Raw genomic sequence first — 17984 nt, forward strand, 5'->3', positions numbered from 1 at the left:
GCAACCGGGCAACCCCCAACTTCGCCCCTGATGACCTATCGAGGGCGCATAGCCCTCGGCAGGTCGCTATTGCGCAGTTTTCAGGGCCGGACGGACCGAGCCGGCCACCGACGACAGCGAGGCGAACACGGCAGAATAGTCGGCGGCCGCCTGCGCGATGAAGCTGTCGAGTTCGGGCAGATCGTCGATGACGAAGTACAGACCACGGCCCGGGATCGCGGCACCCAATTCCAGGAGCAAGGGTGCCAGCGTTGTCTGTGGTGCCAGCGAATGCGTCAGGTCCCCACCGGTGAACACGGGTATCGCCACCACGCCTTTGAGGCCATCTGTACCGTACTGATCGAGGAATGCCTTCAGCAGTCCGGTGTACGAGGCCTTGTAGGTGGGTGTGGCAAAGATGACCAGGTCGCTGGCCGCGACCGAAGTCTTTGCTGCGGTGACCTTTTCCGAACCCCATTGGAACAACTCATCTGCCAGGTCGGCGAGTTCGATGACATCGACCTCGTACGATCCCGGCTCGAGCAGCGCAGGCACCAGCGCTTCGGCGACCGTCCGGGTCCGCGACTGCGGCTTGGGGTTTCCGACAACTACCGAGACCTTCAACGATCCTGCTTCAGACAACGCGGTCAGCTCCAGACTTCATCGTGGCGGGGGGTTCATCGGCCGTAGACCAGCGATTCTGCAGCCGTAGGTGACGCTATGTCACCACGACAACCTAGCCACGGGTTTGAGTCGCCGCGAGTTTTGGTCTTCCCGCGGGATGAAACCCCCCACATCTCGACAGCCAGATCACCGGTACCTGTACGGACCCGTCTACGCTCGAAGACAGCATTTGGTCGCCGCACCACGCGGTGTCCGACCCGCGACTTGTGACCCCACGAAGGGATAGTGCAGTGACCAGCAACTCCGACGAACTTCTCGGCTACGCCGCGGGCGAGATCGTGCGTGGCGAGGGACGCGGAGCGCCCATGGGCTTCCCGACCGCGAACATCCGCACCGAAGACGAGAGTCGGATCCCCGAGGACGGCGTCTACTTCGGTTGGTTCGGGCTGGCAGAGGGTGAGCCGCCTCGTGGCCGTCTACGCCCGGGCACGTACCTGCCTGCGCTGATCTCGGTGGGCAACAACCCGACATTCGACGGTCGTACCCGCACGGTCGAGGCCTACGTCATGGACTTCGAAGAGGATCTGTACGGCGCCCACGCGATCGCGGAGCTGACAACACTCGTGCGCCGCATGGAGAACTTCAACTCGATCGACGATCTGGTGGTCGCCATGAACGGCGACAAGCAGGCGGCCCGTGATCTCATGGCGAAGTACCCGACGCGGCCGGAAAGCTGACCGCACCGGGCCTTGTCCGTCAAAGGTCAAGCGCAACAGCAGCATCGAGGGCAACCTCGATGCTGCGCATCCAACCGTCCTTGAGCGCGGCCTTCTGATCTCCGTAGACGCTGACACCGTCGACGAGGTTGCTCGAGCAGGCACACACCATGCCGGCGCGCAGACCTCGCAGCTTCGCGACGACGTAGAGCGCCGAACTCTCCATCTCGACGTTGAGGATTCCCATCTGCGACAACTGGGAAATCCACTCCGGGCCTTCCGCATAGAACGCATCGTCGGTGGCGTTGATGCCGGAGTACACCCGAAAGCCGCCGCGCTGCGTCGCCATGGCCTCGGCAACGCGCCGCAGTTCTGCTGCGATCGAAATATCCGGTACCGCAGGGAAACCCGGATGAACATACGCCGCGGTGGTTCCGTCATTGCGCAATGAACCCTCGCTGATCAGGAGATCACCCGGCGCGATACCCGGCTGCAGGCCGGCCGAACTCCCTACGCGGATAAGCGAAGTGACACCGACCCTGGCCAGTTCCTCCACCGCGATGGCAGTCGATGGGCAACCCATCCCCGTCGACGTCGCAGTGATCAGTTTGCCCTTGTAGTAACCCGTCATCGTCCGGTGTTCGCGATTATGGGCGATGTCACGCACATCGGTCAGAAACTCTGCGACAAAGGGCACCCGGAACGGATCACCCGGCAACAACGCAACTGTTCCGACCTCACCCGGAGCCACCCCGATGTGGTACTGCCGGACATCGAGTCCGGCGGCGTTCTTGTCGACGATCTGCTCTGACACTGATGGCTCCCGGCGTTGGTGGGGTGTAGTTGCTTGTGCAAAGTAGCGCGCAGTTGCCTGATCCGCCTGCCGAGCTCGAAGCTTGCATGAAATCGACTCATTCCGGGTACCACCGGAACAGTTCACAGAGTGTGAAGCAACCGTGAGTTCACAGAGAGGGAGGCCACCGTGACCAATGACGTCGAAAAGCGCTGGAACGATCCCCCGACATTCCGGGCCGCTGCCAAATACGTCATCGTGGTGATCGCCCTGGCCGCAATCTGGCTGGCTGCCGACCTTCTGATCGACCCTTCCAGCCTGCTCTGGGGTGCGGGTTCAACCGCGATACTGCTCCTGGGCGGCATCGGCGCCTTCATCGAGGGCTACCGGGTGTGGAAGCGCGGTGGCACCTGGACGATCTGGCAGGGCGCCGGATGGTTGTTGTTCGCACTGATGCTGGCGACGATGGGTACGGCGGCACTCTGAGTCGCATTGTGGCCGAACCTTGTTCAGCGGCCGGTCAGCTCGCATTCTTCCTGGCGTTGGTGAAGTACGTGTTCCGTGCGATGCGCGAATCGCCGAACGTGACGGCCCGCTCCCGCCGCGATCCGGTGGCCAGCGTCGCACCCCAGTTCAGCAGCGTGCCAATACGATTGCGAGCTCCGGCCAAGAAGACGATATGGATGACCCCCCACGACAACCAACCCAGGCGTCCCGAAAGATGAAGTGGCCCGGCCTGAACGAGTGCGTGACCCCGCGCAACATACGCCGCACTGCCCAGGTCTCGATACTTGAACGGCGTCCGCGTGGCGGCGCCGCCCGATGCGACCTCCGCAGCGATCAGCTTGCCTGCATACCGTCCGCCCTGCATCGCGACCTCTGCCACACCAGGCAACTTGTCGCGGGACATCAGGTCACCGACCACCCAGATGTTCGGATGTCCGGGGACCGTCAGGTCCGGTTCGACGGCGATGCGCCCGGACCGGTCCTGCGGGACACCCAACGCCGCGGCGAGCGCCTTGGCAAAAGGCACGGCCTCCACACCGGCGGTCCAGACGACGGTCTGTGTTTCATACCGACTCGTGGTTTTCGGCTCCGCCTTGGTGGTCGTCTCGACATAACCGGGACCGACCTCGGTGACATGAACCCCGAGGTGGGTCTCGACACCGACCCGCTCCAGCGTGCGCTGTGCATTCTTCGACAGTCTCTTGTCGAAGGAGGGCAAGACCCGGTCACCGCTGTGGAACAGCAGCACCCTGGCCTCGCAGGGATCGATCGACCGGAACTCGTTCGTCAGGGCATGCAGGGCCAATTCACGGATCTGACCGGCGATTTCCACACCGGTCGGTCCACCACCGGCCACCGCAAAGGTCAGCCAGCGCGCTCGCTCTTCGGCGGTGGGAAGTGACTCGGCCATCTCGAATGCGGTGACCAGTTTGCGGCGGATGGTCAAGGCGTCGTCCAGCGTTTTCATGCCCGGCGCCCAATCGATGTACTCGTCGTGCCCGTGATAGGCCTGCTGCATCCCGGCGGCGACCACGAGGTGGTCGTAGGGCAGATCGAACATCGACCCATCGCTTCGGCAGGCCGTCAGCGTTCGGGTGTCGACGTCGATCGCCGTCGCTTCACCCAGTGCCACATGGGTATTCTTCTGCCGCCGCAACAGGTGTCGCAGCGGACTGCCGATCGAGCCCTCGGACAGCACGCCCGTCGCACATTGGTAGAGCAGCGGCTGAAAGACATGACTTGTTCCGCGGGACAGCAGGGTGACGTCGACGTCGGCGTGCCGTAGTTTTCGGGCGGCATTCAGTCCGCCGAAACCTCCGCCGACGATCAATACACGCGGGCGCTCAAATGTGGTCATGTTCTCTTTCGGTCGCGAATTGCCACCACCAAAGGCTTGAGCAACAAGCCTTTCCATCACTGTCGTGACTACTGCGAAAGTCTATCCCCCTCCCTTTCTTGCTGTGTGGTGCATCACCGCCAGGTTCATTGACCGATTGAGTCATACGCTTTAAGTTCAATCAGTCGGCTGCTTTAGTACTCACGCGCCCACGAACCTGAATCTCTCTGGAGGCGTTACATGCACGTTCCCGTAGCCGGCGACACCACCAAGGCTCCGCCGCCTGGGCCTATCGTGGCGATCCTGGCGTTCTCCGGTGTGGTCGCGGCCCTGATGCAGACCGTGATGATCCCGATCATCCCCGAACTGCCCAAACTCCTCGACGCTTCACCGTCCGACACCGCTTGGGCCGTCACCGCCACCCTGCTGACCGGCACCGTCGCAGTACCCGTCATGGGTCGACTCGGAGATATGTTCGGCAAGCGCCGGTTGCTGCTGCTGAGCCTGATGCTCCTGGTCCTCGGTTCCGTCGTCGCCGCGCTGAGCAACAGCCTGATCCCATTGCTTCTCGGTCGGGTGTTGCAGGGTCTGGCGGGAGCGGTGATCCCGCTGGGAATCAGCCTGATGCGCGATGCACTCCCCAAAGAGAAGTTGGCGAGCTCGGTGGCCATGATGAGTGCCTCGCTCGGCATCGGCGGTGCACTCGGCCTGCCCATCTCGGCCCTGATCGCCGAATACGCCAACTGGCACTTCCTTTTCTGGATCTCCGGTGCACTCGCTGTACTTGCCACCGTGCTGGTCCTGGTGTTCGTTCCCGAATCTGACGTCCGCAGCGGCGGCAGCTTCGATTACGTTGGCGCCGCGTCACTCTCGACCGCGTTGATCGCCCTACTGCTCGCGATCTCCAAGGGCTCCGACTGGGGCTGGACCAGTGGCACAACCCTGACGCTGGCAGCGCTCTCGGTCATCGCGTTCGCTGTCTGGGGCTGGTGGGAGCTGCGGACCAAGCTGCCACTTGTCGACCTGCGGGTCACCGCCGGCCGACAGGTGCTCTTCACCAACCTGGCATCGGTTGCCCTGGGCTTTGCGATGTTCGCCATGACGCTGGTGTTGACGCAGGTACTCCAGCTACCCGAGAGCACCGGGTACGGGATGGGCAAATCCACTCTGATGACCGGCCTGGCGATGGCCCCATTCGGTGTGGTGATGATGCTCGCGGCCCCCGTGTCGGCGCGGATCACCAACTCGCGAGGCCCCAAGACAACCTTGATGATCGGTGCCCTTGTTGTTGCTGCCGGATACGTCCTCGGGGCCTTTGCCCTCAGCACCGTCTGGCAGATCATCATCGTCGGCATCATCATCGGCATCGGCACCGGTTTGGCCTATGGCGCCATGCCCGCGCTGATCATGGGTGCCGTCCCGATGTCGCAGACCAGCGCTGCCAACAGCTTCAACACGCTGATGCGCTCGCTCGGAACATCCTTCGCCAGCGCCATCGTCGGCGTGATCCTGGCTCAGATGACGATCTCGTCCGGCGGGTTCGACGTGCCGTCCGCGGACGCATTCAAGGTGACCATGCTGCTGGCCGCCGGAACCGCACTCCTCGCTTTTGCGTTCACAGCGTGCGTTCCTCGCTTCCAGCCACAGCCGTCCCCGGTCGAGCTGCCCAGCGACGCCACCGACATCGAAGGGTCCACAACCGCTGCTCGCTGAATCGTCCGCCGATACGCTCCATGCGTCATGGTGCGTGGAGCGTATCTGCGTTGAACGAGGCCTCGGAGGTGAGCGGTGGAGTACATCGATTGTGTGGTGATCGGTGCCGGTGTGATCGGTTTGGCCATTGCCAGGCAGCTCGCCCGCAGCGGGCGTGAGGTACTCATCATCGAACGGTCCGAGTTGATCGGGTCGGAAACCAGTTCACGGAACTCCGAGGTCATCCACGCCGGTATCTACTATCCCGCCGGCAGCGCCAAGGCACGCTACTGCACGACCGGCCGAGACAAGCTCTACGCCTACTGCGCCGACAACGGTGTTGATCACCACCGGATCGGCAAGCTCATCGTGGCAACCGATGCCGATCAGTTCGACCGCTTGTTGGGCATTGCCGCTGCCGCAGAGATCAACGGCGTCAACGATCTTCGGATGGTCCACACGGACGAACTCTCCGACCTCGAACCCGACTTGCAGGCCGGACGGGCACTGTTGTCACCGTCCACCGGGATCGTCGACAGCCATGGACTGATGAGTGCCCTGCGGCGTGATGCCGAAGAATCCGGCGCAACCACGGTGCTGCGCAGCACCGTGATGGGCGGATCGGTTGCCGGGACAGGCAAGGATTCGTCGATCGTCCTGACCATCGATGACACCGAGATCTCCTGCGGCACAGTGATCAACAGTGCCGGGTTGGGCGCGTGGGATGTTGCGGCGCAGTTCGATGGCTTTCCTGCCGAGCACCTTCCGAAGCGCTACTACGCCAAGGGGAATTACTACACTCCGACCGGCGTCAAGGTGCCCTTCTCGCGACTCGTCTATCCGATCCCCGTCGACGGCGGACTGGGCGTACACCTGACCCTCGACCTCGGCGGTCAGGCCCGTTTCGGCCCGGACGTCGAATGGGTGAACCGTGTTGACTACCGGGTCGATCCGACCCGAGCAGACAGTTTCTACTCCGAGATACGCCGGTACTGGCCTGCGCTACCCGACAACTCGCTCACGCCCGCCTACTGCGGTGTCCGGCCGAAACTCTCCGGCCCGGGCGAACCGGCCGCCGACTTCCTGATCCAGGGCCCCGCACAGCACGGAGTCACCGGGTTGGTGAATCTGTTCGGCATCGAATCCCCCGGGCTCACATCCTGTTTCGCCATCGCCGAAGCGGTGGCCGACGTCGCCGACTGACCGGTGCACCCGCCTTCGATAGGGGTCTAGCGGCTGGATGTCCGGCGGAGGCGGGTGTTCACGAACTCGCCCATCCCCCAACGTCCGAGTTCTCGACCGAACCCGGAGCGCTTGACGCCGCCAAAAGGCAAGCCCGGCAACGTTGTTCCGTGCTCGTTGATGTACGCCATACCGACCTCGAGGCGATCGGCGATGTCGCGGGCCTTGTCGAGGTCGGAGCCCCAGACCGAACCGCTCAAGCCGAAGTCGACGTCATTGGCGAGCTTCACCGCCTCGTCCTCCGACGCCACGGAGTAGACCATCGCGACAGGACCGAAGATCTCCTCGGAGTAGGCGTCCATGTCCTTGGTGATCCCGGTCAGCACGGCCGGACGCATGAAGGCGCCATCTCCATCGACCGCTTCACCGCCGGTGTGCAACTTGGCGCCCTGCGATACGGCCTTCTTGACCTGATCGACCACTGTGTCCCGGGCATTGACCGACGACAGCGGCCCGACCACGGTGTCGGGATGTGAGGGGTCACCCACCGTGGCCGACTCGAACTCCGCGGTGACCGTCGCGACGAATGTGTCGAAGTCTTTGTCGCGCACGATGAAACGCTTGGGACTGTTACATGCCTGGCCCGCGTTCGACAATCGACCTTTGGCCGCGGTCCGCGCCGTGTTCTCCAGATCGGTGGTCTCGAGAACGATGAAGGGATCGGACCCACCGAGCTCGAGTACCGCCTTCTTCAGATTCCGCCCCGCCGTCTCGGCGACGGAGGCTCCCGCCGCTTCGCTGCCCGTCAACGACACTCCCCGGACGCGGGTATCGGCGATCATGTCGGCAACCTGGTCACTGGACGCAAAGACGTTGATGTACGCGTCGGTCGGTACGCCCGCCTCGTGAAGCTTCTCTTCCATCAGCTGAGCCGACCCGGCACAGATCGACGCATGTTTGAGAATGATCGTGTTGCCCGCCATCAGGTTCGGAGCCACAAACCGGGCAACCTGATAGTAGGGATAGTTCCAGGGCATGACACCCACGAGCGGACCGACCGGTTCTTTCTGAACAATCGACTCGTCCGCCCCGCCGACGTCGAGCTTCTCGCTCTTGAGCAGGTCCGGCCCGTGCTCCGCGTAGTAGCGGTAGATCGCCGCAGCCAACTGCACTTCGCCAAGCGCCTGTTTTGTCGGTTTACCCATCTCCGTGGTGATGGCCTGCGCCAGCTTGTCGGCCTGCTGTTCGTACAGGTCAGCGGTCCGGGCCAGTGCTGCGGCGCGTTCGGCCGGACTGGTGGCCCGCCACGGCTCAAACGCCGCCATCGAACGGCTCAGTACGTCTTCGACACCCGCCGCGGTAAGGCTCTCGAACTCCCGCTCGGTCTTGCCGGTGGTCGGATTTGTGGTCGTGTAGGTACTCATCGCCCCCGAGTACCCAAGTAACACCGGCTTAACACAATGATGTGCGGTTCTGGCGAACAAACTCCCAGGACGGGACCGCCAAAACCGCACATCATCGGGGTTTTCAGGTCAGTGCGAGACCGCCTTTTCGACGCCGACCCCGGTGAGTGAGCGAACCTCCATCTCGGCCTGCTTCGCTGCGTTCTCCTGCTTGCGACGCCCGACGTAGGTGCCGATCACGGCCAGCAGGAAGCCGGCGGGGATCGAGACGATGCCCGGGTTCGACATCGGGAAGAAGTCGAAGTTCGCATCGGGGAACATCGAGGTCGCCTTGCCGGACACAGCTGGTGAGATCACGATCAGTCCGATGCAGGTGATCAGGCCGCCGTAGATGCTGAAAAGCGCACCAGTGGTGTTGAACTTCTTCCAGAACAGCGAGAACAGCAAAGTCGGCAGGTTGGCCGAGGCGGCAACCGCGAAGGCCAGGGCCACCAGGAAGGCGATGTTCTGCCCCATGGCCAGGATGCCCAGCACGATCGAGACGAGGCCGATGACCACAACGGTGATCCGCGAAACCCGGACCTGCTGCTCCTCAGATGCCTTGCCGCGCTTGATGACACTGGCATAAATGTCGTGAGCGAATGAGGCGGAGGCGGTGATGGCCAGTCCGGCAACCACGGCGAGGATGGTCGCGAAGGCCACCGCCGAGATCACGGCCAAGAAGATGGTGCCGCCGAGCTCGAATGCCAACAGCGGCGCGGCTGAGTTCTCCTTGCCCGGTGCGGCGAGGATCTTGTCCGGGCCAACCGATTTGGCGGCACCGTAACCGAGAACCAGGGTGAACAGGTAGAAGGCGCCGATGAGTCCGATCGCCCAGGTGACCGAACGACGCGCCTCTTTGGCGGTCGGGACCGTGTAGAAGCGCATCAGGACGTGGGGCAGACCAGCGGTACCGAGAACCAAAGCGATGCCCAGCGAGATGAAGTCGAGTTTCGACATCTCGCTGATGCCGTACTTTGCACCGGGAGCAGCGATGTCACGGCTCGCGACCGCCTCGTTTGCCGACCCACTCACGGTGGCCTGCGCATCGGCGATCAACTGCGAGAAGTTGCCCTTCACCGCGAACAACACGAGGAAGAACATGACGCCTGCACCGGCGATGAGGAGAACCGCCTTGACCATCTGGACGTAGGTGGTGCCCTTCATGCCGCCGATGAGGACGTAGGCGATCATCAGGACGCCGACCACGGCGACCACAATACTTTGACCGAACTTGCCGTCGATGTTCAGTAGCAGGGCGACAAGTCCACCCGCACCGGCCATTTGGGCCAGCAGGTAGAACAGCGAGACCGTCAGGGTGGACAGCGCCGCGGCCATCCGGACCGGACGTTCCTGGAGTCGGAAGCTCAGAACATCGGCCATCGTGAACCGGCCGGTGTTGCGCAGCAATTCGGCAACGAGGAGCAGAGCCACCAGCCAGGCAACGAGGAAACCGACCGAGTAGAGGAAGCCGTCGTAACCGTAAACGGCGATGGCGCCTGCGATACCGAGGAACGATGCGGCCGACAGATAGTCGCCTGCGATCGCAAAGCCGTTCTGCGGTCCGGAGAACTGGCCGCCACCGGTGTAGAAGTCGGAGGCCTTCTTGGTGGTCTTGCTGGCCCGGATGACGATCGTCATGGTGATGACGACAAAGGCCACGAAGATGGCGATGTTGAGTGCGGGGTTACCTACCGAAGCGGTATCCGCGGCGAGAATGGTCATTTGACCGGTCCTTCCAGCTCTTCGCGGATGGCCGCGGCGCGAGGATCGAGGTCACGATTGGCGAATCGCACGTAGACGGCCGTGATGACAAACGTCGAAACGAACTGCCCGAGACCGAAGATGATGCCGATGTTGATGTTGCCCCACACTTTGGTGGCCATGAAGTCGTGCGCGTACGTGGCGACGAGGACATAGAGCATGTACCAGGCCAGGAAGAAGCCCGTCACGGGGAAGACGAACACGCGTAGTCGACGGCGCAGATCCTGGAACTCCGGACTTGCCTGCATGTCGATGAACGCCTGTGCGTCCGGAGCCGGTCGCTCGGGCGACCTATCCGGGCTCAGGTCTGATGTGGTCACGGGAGACTCCTGACATAAACGAGTGAGAGAACCTGTCAGGAGACGTTATTGAGGTCCAGGTCACATGAATATGGTGTGGTCGCAGTCACACGGTGAGCTGTCGAACTGTGCGACGAACGGTCGATTCTGAGCGACGAACGGTAAGCGGCCGCGCCCCGAATCGGGCTCAGCCGCGTGGGGACTGCCGACGCGATCGGAACGTTTCTAGGTCCCGGCGACGAGCGCAGCCACGGCGCTGCGGATCGCCTCGCGCTCGGGGCTCGGGGCCACGAGACCGTCCGCACCGATCAACGCTCGTGGGATCGGCACGTTGACGCAGGCTGCATCGATGATTCGAGCGTCGGTGTACTCGAGCACGGTGCGCAGCGACGCGTACGTTCCGACGGACCGGTTGTGGATCGATGACGGGTTGATCCACCCGGTTGGCTTCTGCGTCGTCTCCACACCGCCGACGGTCCACTCCAGCAGGTTCTTCAGCGCCCCCGGCATAGCACCGGCGTACTCCGGCGTGCTGAACAGCAGCGCAGTCGACTCGTCAATCAGGCGACGCAGCTCGATCACGGCCGGCGGCGGGGAGTCGTTGTCGAGGTCGGGGTTGAAGTGCGGCAGATCACTCAGCCCGGCGTATGTCACCGCGGTGGTGCCCTCGGGCACCACCGCGGCCGCCGTCGCGACCACCGCAGCATTAACTGAGCCCTCACGGACGCTGCCACTGATCATCAGGATGCATTGAGCCGTCATCCGGCCACTGTAGGCGGCAAACGATGGAGTTCTGTTCAGCACGATCTGCGATTGATTCACTCCTGCTCCTCCGGCATCACCACGATGTGCAAAACGAATCGAAACGCCGGTACGAGGGGCTACGTTCCTCAGAGAACCGACTGGGGAGGATTGAGTCCATGGATAGAGGTCTGCCGGATTCACTGGCTGGAGTTGGGCTGACTGCGATCGGAGTGGCATTGATCCGCGCGCGCGAAACTGTACGCACGGATGCTCTGTTCGCCGATCCGTACGCACAGCTTTTCGCCGAGGCCGCCGAGACAGCGTTCTTCGACCTGGACGCGCCCGAGAACGCTGTCGACACGTGGGAGCGGATGCGACAACTCGTTGACGACTTCTACGATGATCGCGTTCTGGCCACGAAATTCTTCGACGACTACCTGCTCGCGGCCTGCGAGCAAGGGTGCGAGCAGGTCGTCATCCTGGGGGCAGGCCTGGACACACGCGCCTTTCGACTGCCGCTGCCGGCGCACATACCGGTCTTCGAAATCGATCTCCCACCGATGTTCGACTTCAAAGAACAAGTACTGGCGAAAGTCCAGGCCCCCAGACCCGGACCGCGACACACCGTTGCCACCGACCTACGCGGACAGTGGGAGCATGACCTGCTCGCATCCGGGTTTCGCCAGGACGTTCCGACCGCCTGGCTGGAAGAGGGCGTGCTGCCTTACCTATCCGACGACGTCGTCAGGAGCGTGCTCACGACCATCACCGAACTCTCGGCTCCGGGCAGCCGGCTTGCTCAGATCGCCCAACTCGCAACGGCACCAACACAATCAACGTCCGAGCGGTACCAGAAACTCAAAACGCTTGTCGGCGCGCCCGACACCGCTACCACGGGGCGTACCGACCGCGACACCACCAGCCAGCTCCACCACATGAACTGGCAGACAATCATTCAAGGTCAATCCGATCTGCAAGACCGCTACGGTCGGCTCACCCCATCCCCCGAAGGCACCCATTATCTGACCGCGGTTCTCAAGCCGTCGGACTCCACTCCCCTTTCCTAGTGCGATCACCATAGTTGTTGCGGCACTGCATTTTTCGCAAGCGGACCGCCGCCAGACAACCGCGCGGATCGAGGTCACGATTGGCGAATCACACAGAGACGGCCGTGACTACAAACGTCGAAATGAACTGCCTGAGAACGATGTTGATGTTGCCCCGCACTTTGGTGGCCATGAAGTCGTGCGCGCTGTGCGACGAACGGTCAGTCTCGAGCTGCACGTAATAGCCCGGGGCATTCAGGCGCGCGGCAGCACGCCGACGAGCGTCGCAGTGAAGGATGACCGCAGGGCTTCGTCTAGCTCCGGATGAAGTATGCCGAGGGCGGGTTCGTCCGCGTAGACAGTCAGGAGGCTCGGTGGCGTCGGGACGTACGCCGACAGCGCGCCCGCCGAGATCAGGCTCATAAAGCAGAACATCTGCGCGCCATCGCCGAGCTCTGGCAGGTGAAGACGCACGAGATCGGCCATGTCGGCGAGTCTGGTGAGGGAGGAACGCTTGTGCTGCTTGGCCACCTCGACCGAGACGTTTCGCTCCAGAACAGCACCCTGCGCGCCGAAGAGGTGGCAGAGCACCACCCGTTCCGACAGTGACCGGCTGAGGATCTCGGCGAGCTGACCTGCTCGCACGTCCGGCGTGGCCTGCGCCTCGACGCCCGCGTCCAGTTCGTCCGCCAGCTCGGCGAGCCAGCTCCCCATGAAGGCGTCCTGCAGTTCGAGCAAGACCGCCTCGCGCGACTCGAAATACCGCAAGACGTTCGACTTGGCCAGGCCCACCCGCCGGCTGAGCTCGTTGAGGCTCACCTCGGCCACGGGCATCTCGTCGAGCATCGCCGCCGCCGTGTCCAGGATCGCCCTGCGACGTATCTCGCGCTGCTCCTCGCTGCGTGCCCGCTGAAATGTCACGGTTTGACCTTAGCTTAAAGACCACCGGTCCGTTGGGGGAATTAAAGACCGTCGGTCCCTTGACAGGAGACCGCCGGTCTTTTATGTTTATTCCACAACAGACCGATGGTTTCTTAAGGAGTACGTCATGAGCAGCAACTGGAACGACCAAAACATTCCCGAGCAGCACGGCCGGGTGGCGATCGTGACCGGCGCCAATACCGGGCTGGGCTTCGAGACTGCGCGAATGCTCGCCGAACGCGGGGCGACGGTGGTCCTGGCCGTCCGTAACATCGAGAAGGGCAGGCAGGCAGCCGCCCGCATCAACGGCGACGTCACCGTCCAGGCCCTCGACCTGACCTCACTGGATTCGGTCCGCTCCGCCGCGGCCGACCTACGCGCCGCCCACCCGCGCATCGACCTACTCATCAACAACGCGGGCGTGATGCACACCCCGCGCCAAACCACCGCCGACGGCTTCGAGCTGCAGTTCGGCACCAACCACCTCGGCCACTTCGCCCTGACCGGCCTGCTGCTGGACCGGCTCCTGCCCGTCCCCGGCTCCCGCGTCGTGACGGTGAGCAGCATCGGCCACCGCATCCGGGCCGCCATCAACTTCGACGACCTGCAGTGGGAGCGCTCATACAGCCGCATCGCCGCCTACGGCCAGGCCAAACTCGCCAACCTGATGTTCACGTACGAACTGCAGCGCCGGCTCGCCCCGCACGACACCACGATCGCAGTCGCCGCCGACCCCGGCCCGTCCAACACCGGACTCGCCCGCAACCTGCCCACCGCGCTCCGTCTGCCCCTCACCGGGCTCGCACCACTGCTCACCCAGAAGGCCGCCATCGGCGCCCTGCCCACCCTGCGCGCAGCCACCGATCCGGCCGTCGTCGGCGGGCAGTACTACGGCCCCGGCAACCGCAGGGCGATCCGGGTATATCCCGAACTGGTCACGTCCAGCCCAGACTCGCACGACCGAGTGGTCCAGCGGCGCCTGTGGACCGTCTCCGAAGAGCTCACCGGCGTGACGTTCCCTCTCGGCCTGGCCGTACGGTGACAACGGCTGGACTCATGACTGCTCCGCCACATTCAGCGATCCTCCCCGTGGTCGAGACCCACCTCGCGATCGCGCCCGACCCCCAGCCCTTCCGGGGCGTGCAGACGGGTCAGAAGCCGCCCGACATCAGCCGGGACCCGATCGGTGGTCAACTTGCTGACCAGCACCATCGTGACAAAGGCCAACGGCACACTGACCGCCGCCGGATAACCGATCAGCACAGCGGGCCAGCCGTCGAGCATGCCGTCATCGACGCCGCCGACCGATGTCGCGAGGGCGGCGCCACCGGCGACAACACCACCGACGATCAGTCCTGCCGCCGCGCCCACCGCGGTGAGTCCGCGCCACCAGATGCCCAGCACCAGCAACGGACACAACGTCGAGGCGGCGACAGCGAACACGAGACCGACGGTGCGGGACAGGTCGATGGACGTCACCCCGACGGCCAACAGGAGGGGAAGCAACCCGGCCAGCACGGAGGCGACACGGAAGTCACGGACCCGTCCGCGCAGCACGTCGGTACTCAGGACGCCGGCCACGCTGACGAGCAGGCCGGACGACGTGGCGAGGAAAGCTGCGATGGCGCCTGCAGCCACCAGCGCCGCCAGCAACTGGCCACCGATACCCGACAACACCGAGCCCGGCAGCAACAGCACAGCGGCGTCCGACGCCCCGGTGATGAGCAGCTGCGGTACCCAAAAACGCGCGAAAACACCGAGCAGGGTGGGGAACAGATAGAACACCCCGAGCAGACCCACCACCGCCAGCGAGGTCGCCCGGGCGGCCCTGCCATCCGGATTCGTATAGAAGCGCACCAGCACGTGCGGGAGACCCATGGTGCCCAGGAAGATTCCGATGATCAGCGAAAAGACCTGGAACATCGGGTGCTCCCCGCCGAAACCCCATCCCGGGGTGGCCCATTCACTGTGCGTTGACGGCGCGCCGGAGACCACCGGTACGGCCGATCCAGCGGCGAGTTCGAGCTCGGCCCCATCGCTCAACGTGTGTTCGCCCGGCTGCAACATCAGAGGTCCGGACACGGCGACGTCGTCGACCTCCCCGAACACATTCACCTGCAATGGGGTTGCCACGGTGACGACAACGTCGGTCGTGACGTCGACAGTCGTTGCCGTCGACACCGTCGGTGGCGCTTCGGACCCCTGATCATTGCCGACGCCGTAGAAGTGGATCGCCAGGACAACGGCAGGCACCGCGATGGCGGTGAGTTTGAGCCAGTATTGAAAAGCTTGCACGAAGGTGATCGAACGCATCCCGCCGCCAACAACATTGGCGATCACGATCAGCGCGACCACCACCGCGCCGACCCATGGTGGAACACCCAGCAAGATGTTGAGTGTCAGACCCGCGCCCTGGAACTGCGGAACCATGTAGAGGATGCAGATGAGGACCACAACCGCAGTCGCCAGCTTGCGTAAACGCCTGGACTGCAACCGGAATTCAGCAAAATCAGGGACGGTGTAGGCGCCGGACCTGCGGAGCGGAGCCGCCACGAACAACAACAGGCCGACATAGCCCGCGGTGAAGCCGATCGGATACCACAGTGCGTCTGCGCCGTACTTTGCAATCAGTCCCGCAACGCCGAGAAATGAGGCAGCAGAGAGATATTCGCCGGAGATGGCCGCGGCGTTCCATTTGGGTCCGACGCTGCGGGAGGCAACCAGGAAGTCGGATGTCGTGCGGGCCAGGCGGACTCCGTAGGCTCCGATGGCGACGGTGGCCACTGCTGCGACAACCAGTGCGATGAGTGTCGGGACCGGCACCGACTGTCCGGATATCGTCTGCATCTGTGGGATCTCAGTCGTCGACCAGGTCGCCGAACTCTTCTTCATTTCGGTCGGCGAGACGGTTGTAGATCCAGCAGACGCCGAGCAGCAGCGGATACACGGCAAATCCAAGGATCCACCAGGGCAACAGGATCCCGAAGATCGACACCTCGGTCAGTCCCGGAAAAATCTTCATCAACACCGGAATCGAACACAGCAGTAGCAGGGTGGGCGCGGCCAGTCGCAACGCCAGCCCCAGCTGTGCGCGCATCAGCCCACGGATGAGTGCGTCGCCGACCTCGGTCTGCTCTTGGACCTCCACCCGGGTACGGACGGTGCGCGCCCCTCGCCGCGTTGCGAGAACGACCCGCTCCCGCGCCCGCGGCGGGCCTTCTCCGGCGGTTGTCATCGGGTGAGCCGATCCTGTCTGGGGCTACGGACAAGGCGGTCTTTGAGTTCCCGGGTGTGCCGCCGGCTCACCGGCAACTCCACCACCGCCGCATTCGGGCCCGGCCGGAGGAGGACAACCATGCCGGATCCAACCGTGCGGATACCGGTGACCAGCGACGACGACACCAGGTATGAACGATGAACACGCAGGAATCCGGCGCGTGCCCAACGGCTTTCGAGCGCCGAGATGGGGATACGAACCAGATGGGATCCGGTTACGGTGTGCAGCCGGGTGTAGTCACCCTCGGCTTCCACCCAGGCCACGTCCGAGCGATTGACCAGTGTGGTCGAACCACCCATCTCGACCGGGATCACCTCGTCCGGATCTTCGATGACACCGGGTTGCGAGCCTGGGTCCGAATCGGATGTCTCCCGTTGCTCGACCACCCGCCGGACCGCCTCTGCAAGACGCTGCGCTCGTAGCGGTTTGAGGAGATAGTCGAGCGCCCCGAGGTCGAACGCGGCCACCGCCCGATCGTCGTGCGCGGTCACGAACACCACGGCAGGCGGGTTGGCAAAAGCTGCCAGCACCCCGGCCAGTTCGAGTCCGTCGAGGCCCGGCATGTTGATGTCGAGGAACACCGCGTCGATACTGTCGGGACGATCCTTGATCAACCGCAATGCGGTGGTCGCGTCACCGGCCGTCAGCACCTCGGCCACCGCGTCTTCGGCCCGCAGCAGATACGCGAGCTCGTCGAGCGCCGGCCATTCGTCGTCGACGGCCAGCACTGTCAGTGCCGGCCGTTTCGTGGGCGCGGAATCCTTGTTCGTCTGTGACACAACAGGGTCTATCGTGCCACGTACGCTCCTCCTCGAGCCCACCAACGCGGCGGAACTACATGGCCGAGCATCCGGCATCCACCGGCAACGCGACGCCGGTGACGTATCGGGCCTTCTGACTCACCAGCCACATCACAGCGTTGGTGATGTCTTCGGCTTCGACCATCGGTACCGGCAGCATGTTCCCGCCCATGGACGACGGACTGCCCTGCTCCGCGTGCATCTTTGCCATGTACTCGTTCATGACCATCGGTGTCGCAACCCCGGTCGGATGGACCGTGTTGACGCGGATGTTGTGCGCTGCGTACGCGTTTGCCGCCGAATGCATCAAGCCAACGATCCCGTGTTTGGACGCGGCGTATCCGAACACGGCCGCACTCCCGTCACCGCCGCGTCCGATCAGACCCTGGACCGAACTGGTCAGGACGATCGATCCGCCCCGGCCTTTACGGATGATCGACGGCACGGTCGCCGCGATCGTGTTCCAGGCCCCGAACAGATTTGTCTCGACGATGTCGCGGTAGAGCTGCTCGTTTTTCGGATCGGCGATCCCAAGCGCGACCACACCGGCATTGGCGACGACGATGTCGATCTCGCCGAGTTGCGCGACACCGCCCGCGACAGCAGCTTCGAGGTCGGCCAGCTGTCGCACGTCAGCGGTATACGTCGAAATCCGGCGACCCTTTTCGGCGACCAGGCGGGCGGTCTCGTCGAGATCCTCTTTCGTGGCCAACGGATACGGAATGGAGTCGATGTCGGCGCAGATGTCGATTGCGATGATGTCGGCGCCTTCTTCGGCCAACGCCACACAGTGGCTACGGCCCTGCCCTCGTGCCGCACCCGTGACCAGGGCGACCGTGTTGTCGAGTTCACCCATCGCTAT

Annotated in this window: 18 protein-coding genes; 6 read left to right on the forward strand and 12 right to left on the reverse strand. The window is 63.7% G+C overall.

Going from position 1 to position 17984, the window contains the following annotated elements; translation table 11 throughout:
* Positions 1 to 66: 66 nt before the first annotated feature.
* Positions 67 to 621: an NADPH-dependent FMN reductase gene (locus AC1TQG_RS07875; protein ID WP_482136373.1), complete on the reverse strand. Its 555-nt coding sequence runs from the start codon at positions 619 to 621 to the stop codon at positions 67 to 69.
* A 272-nt stretch (positions 622 to 893) separates the two neighbouring features.
* On the opposite strand from AC1TQG_RS07875, the gene AC1TQG_RS07880 reads away from it, so the two are divergent.
* Positions 894 to 1340, forward strand: coding sequence for a riboflavin kinase (locus tag AC1TQG_RS07880; RefSeq protein ID WP_482136374.1), 447 nt, complete (start codon positions 894 to 896; stop codon positions 1338 to 1340).
* A 19-nt stretch (positions 1341 to 1359) separates the two neighbouring features.
* Here the strand turns inward: AC1TQG_RS07880 and AC1TQG_RS07885 are convergent, their stop codons facing one another.
* Positions 1360 to 2133 (reverse strand): nucleoside phosphorylase, encoded by a 774-nt coding sequence (locus tag AC1TQG_RS07885; protein ID WP_482136375.1) that lies wholly within the window; start codon positions 2131 to 2133, stop codon positions 1360 to 1362.
* 168 nt (positions 2134 to 2301) lie between these two features.
* Between AC1TQG_RS07885 and AC1TQG_RS07890 the strand changes: the two genes are divergently transcribed.
* Entirely contained in the window at positions 2302 to 2598 is a 297-nt protein-coding gene (locus tag AC1TQG_RS07890) for a hypothetical protein (RefSeq protein ID WP_482136376.1), read from the forward strand.
* A 34-nt stretch (positions 2599 to 2632) separates the two neighbouring features.
* Here AC1TQG_RS07890 and AC1TQG_RS07895 read toward each other — a convergent pair whose 3' ends face one another.
* A complete protein-coding gene (locus tag AC1TQG_RS07895) occupies positions 2633 to 3976 on the reverse strand; it encodes an NAD(P)/FAD-dependent oxidoreductase (protein WP_482136377.1) in 1344 nt (447 codons plus the stop codon).
* Positions 3977 to 4195: 219 nt separating this feature from the next.
* On the opposite strand from AC1TQG_RS07895, the gene AC1TQG_RS07900 reads away from it, so the two are divergent.
* Entirely contained in the window at positions 4196 to 5668 is a 1473-nt protein-coding gene (locus AC1TQG_RS07900) for an MFS transporter (RefSeq protein ID WP_482136378.1), read from the forward strand.
* Positions 5669 to 5743: 75 nt separating this feature from the next.
* The gene (locus AC1TQG_RS07905; RefSeq protein WP_482136379.1) at positions 5744 to 6850 is read left to right on the forward strand and encodes an NAD(P)/FAD-dependent oxidoreductase; all 1107 of its coding nucleotides are present in this window, start codon (positions 5744 to 5746) and stop codon (positions 6848 to 6850) included.
* A 26-nt stretch (positions 6851 to 6876) separates the two neighbouring features.
* On the opposite strand, the gene AC1TQG_RS07910 is transcribed toward AC1TQG_RS07905, so the two are convergent.
* The 4 genes from AC1TQG_RS07910 to AC1TQG_RS07925 form a co-directional block, all read right to left on the reverse strand.
* Positions 6877 to 8253 (reverse strand): NAD-dependent succinate-semialdehyde dehydrogenase, encoded by a 1377-nt coding sequence (locus tag AC1TQG_RS07910; protein ID WP_482136380.1) that lies wholly within the window; start codon positions 8251 to 8253, stop codon positions 6877 to 6879.
* Positions 8254 to 8361: 108 nt separating this feature from the next.
* Entirely contained in the window at positions 8362 to 9996 is a 1635-nt protein-coding gene (locus AC1TQG_RS07915) for a solute symporter family protein (RefSeq protein WP_482136381.1), read from the reverse strand.
* Positions 9993 to 10355 (reverse strand): DUF485 domain-containing protein, encoded by a 363-nt coding sequence (locus AC1TQG_RS07920; protein ID WP_482136382.1) that lies wholly within the window; start codon positions 10353 to 10355, stop codon positions 9993 to 9995. Before AC1TQG_RS07920 ends, AC1TQG_RS07915 begins: the two co-directional genes overlap by 4 nt.
* A 204-nt stretch (positions 10356 to 10559) precedes the next feature.
* The gene (locus tag AC1TQG_RS07925) at positions 10560 to 11156 is read right to left on the reverse strand and encodes an NADPH-dependent FMN reductase (RefSeq protein WP_482136383.1); all 597 of its coding nucleotides are present in this window, start codon (positions 11154 to 11156) and stop codon (positions 10560 to 10562) included.
* A 98-nt stretch (positions 11157 to 11254) separates the two neighbouring features.
* On the opposite strand from AC1TQG_RS07925, the gene AC1TQG_RS07930 reads away from it, so the two are divergent.
* A complete protein-coding gene (locus tag AC1TQG_RS07930; protein ID WP_482136384.1) occupies positions 11255 to 12145 on the forward strand; it encodes an SAM-dependent methyltransferase in 891 nt (296 codons plus the stop codon).
* 234 nt (positions 12146 to 12379) lie between these two features.
* On the opposite strand, the gene AC1TQG_RS07935 is transcribed toward AC1TQG_RS07930, so the two are convergent.
* Positions 12380 to 13045 (reverse strand): TetR/AcrR family transcriptional regulator, encoded by a 666-nt coding sequence (locus tag AC1TQG_RS07935; protein WP_482136385.1) that lies wholly within the window; start codon positions 13043 to 13045, stop codon positions 12380 to 12382.
* A 127-nt stretch (positions 13046 to 13172) separates the two neighbouring features.
* Here AC1TQG_RS07935 and AC1TQG_RS07940 point away from each other — a divergent pair, with 127 nt between their 5' ends.
* On the forward strand, positions 13173 to 14087 hold the full coding sequence (locus AC1TQG_RS07940) for an SDR family NAD(P)-dependent oxidoreductase (protein ID WP_482136386.1): 915 nt from the start codon (positions 13173 to 13175) through the stop codon (positions 14085 to 14087).
* A gap of 32 nt (positions 14088 to 14119) precedes the next feature.
* Here the strand turns inward: AC1TQG_RS07940 and AC1TQG_RS07945 are convergent, their stop codons facing one another.
* Genes AC1TQG_RS07945 through AC1TQG_RS07960 form a run of 4 tightly spaced genes read right to left on the reverse strand, consistent with a single transcriptional unit; the run spans position 14120 to position 17978 of the window.
* Positions 14120 to 15892 (reverse strand): sodium/solute symporter, encoded by a 1773-nt coding sequence (locus tag AC1TQG_RS07945; protein WP_482136387.1) that lies wholly within the window; start codon positions 15890 to 15892, stop codon positions 14120 to 14122.
* Positions 15893 to 15902: 10 nt separating this feature from the next.
* Positions 15903 to 16280, reverse strand: coding sequence for a DUF485 domain-containing protein (locus AC1TQG_RS07950; protein WP_482136388.1), 378 nt, complete (start codon positions 16278 to 16280; stop codon positions 15903 to 15905).
* Positions 16277 to 17101 (reverse strand): LytR/AlgR family response regulator transcription factor, encoded by an 825-nt coding sequence (locus AC1TQG_RS07955; RefSeq protein WP_482136389.1) that lies wholly within the window; start codon positions 17099 to 17101, stop codon positions 16277 to 16279. Before AC1TQG_RS07955 ends, AC1TQG_RS07950 begins: the two co-directional genes overlap by 4 nt.
* 55 nt (positions 17102 to 17156) lie before the next feature.
* Positions 17157 to 17978: a mycofactocin-coupled SDR family oxidoreductase gene (locus AC1TQG_RS07960; RefSeq protein ID WP_482136390.1), complete on the reverse strand. Its 822-nt coding sequence runs from the start codon at positions 17976 to 17978 to the stop codon at positions 17157 to 17159.
* Positions 17979 to 17984: the final 6 nt, after the last annotated feature.

It is taken from the genome of Williamsia sp. Y844, from assembly GCF_056786475.1.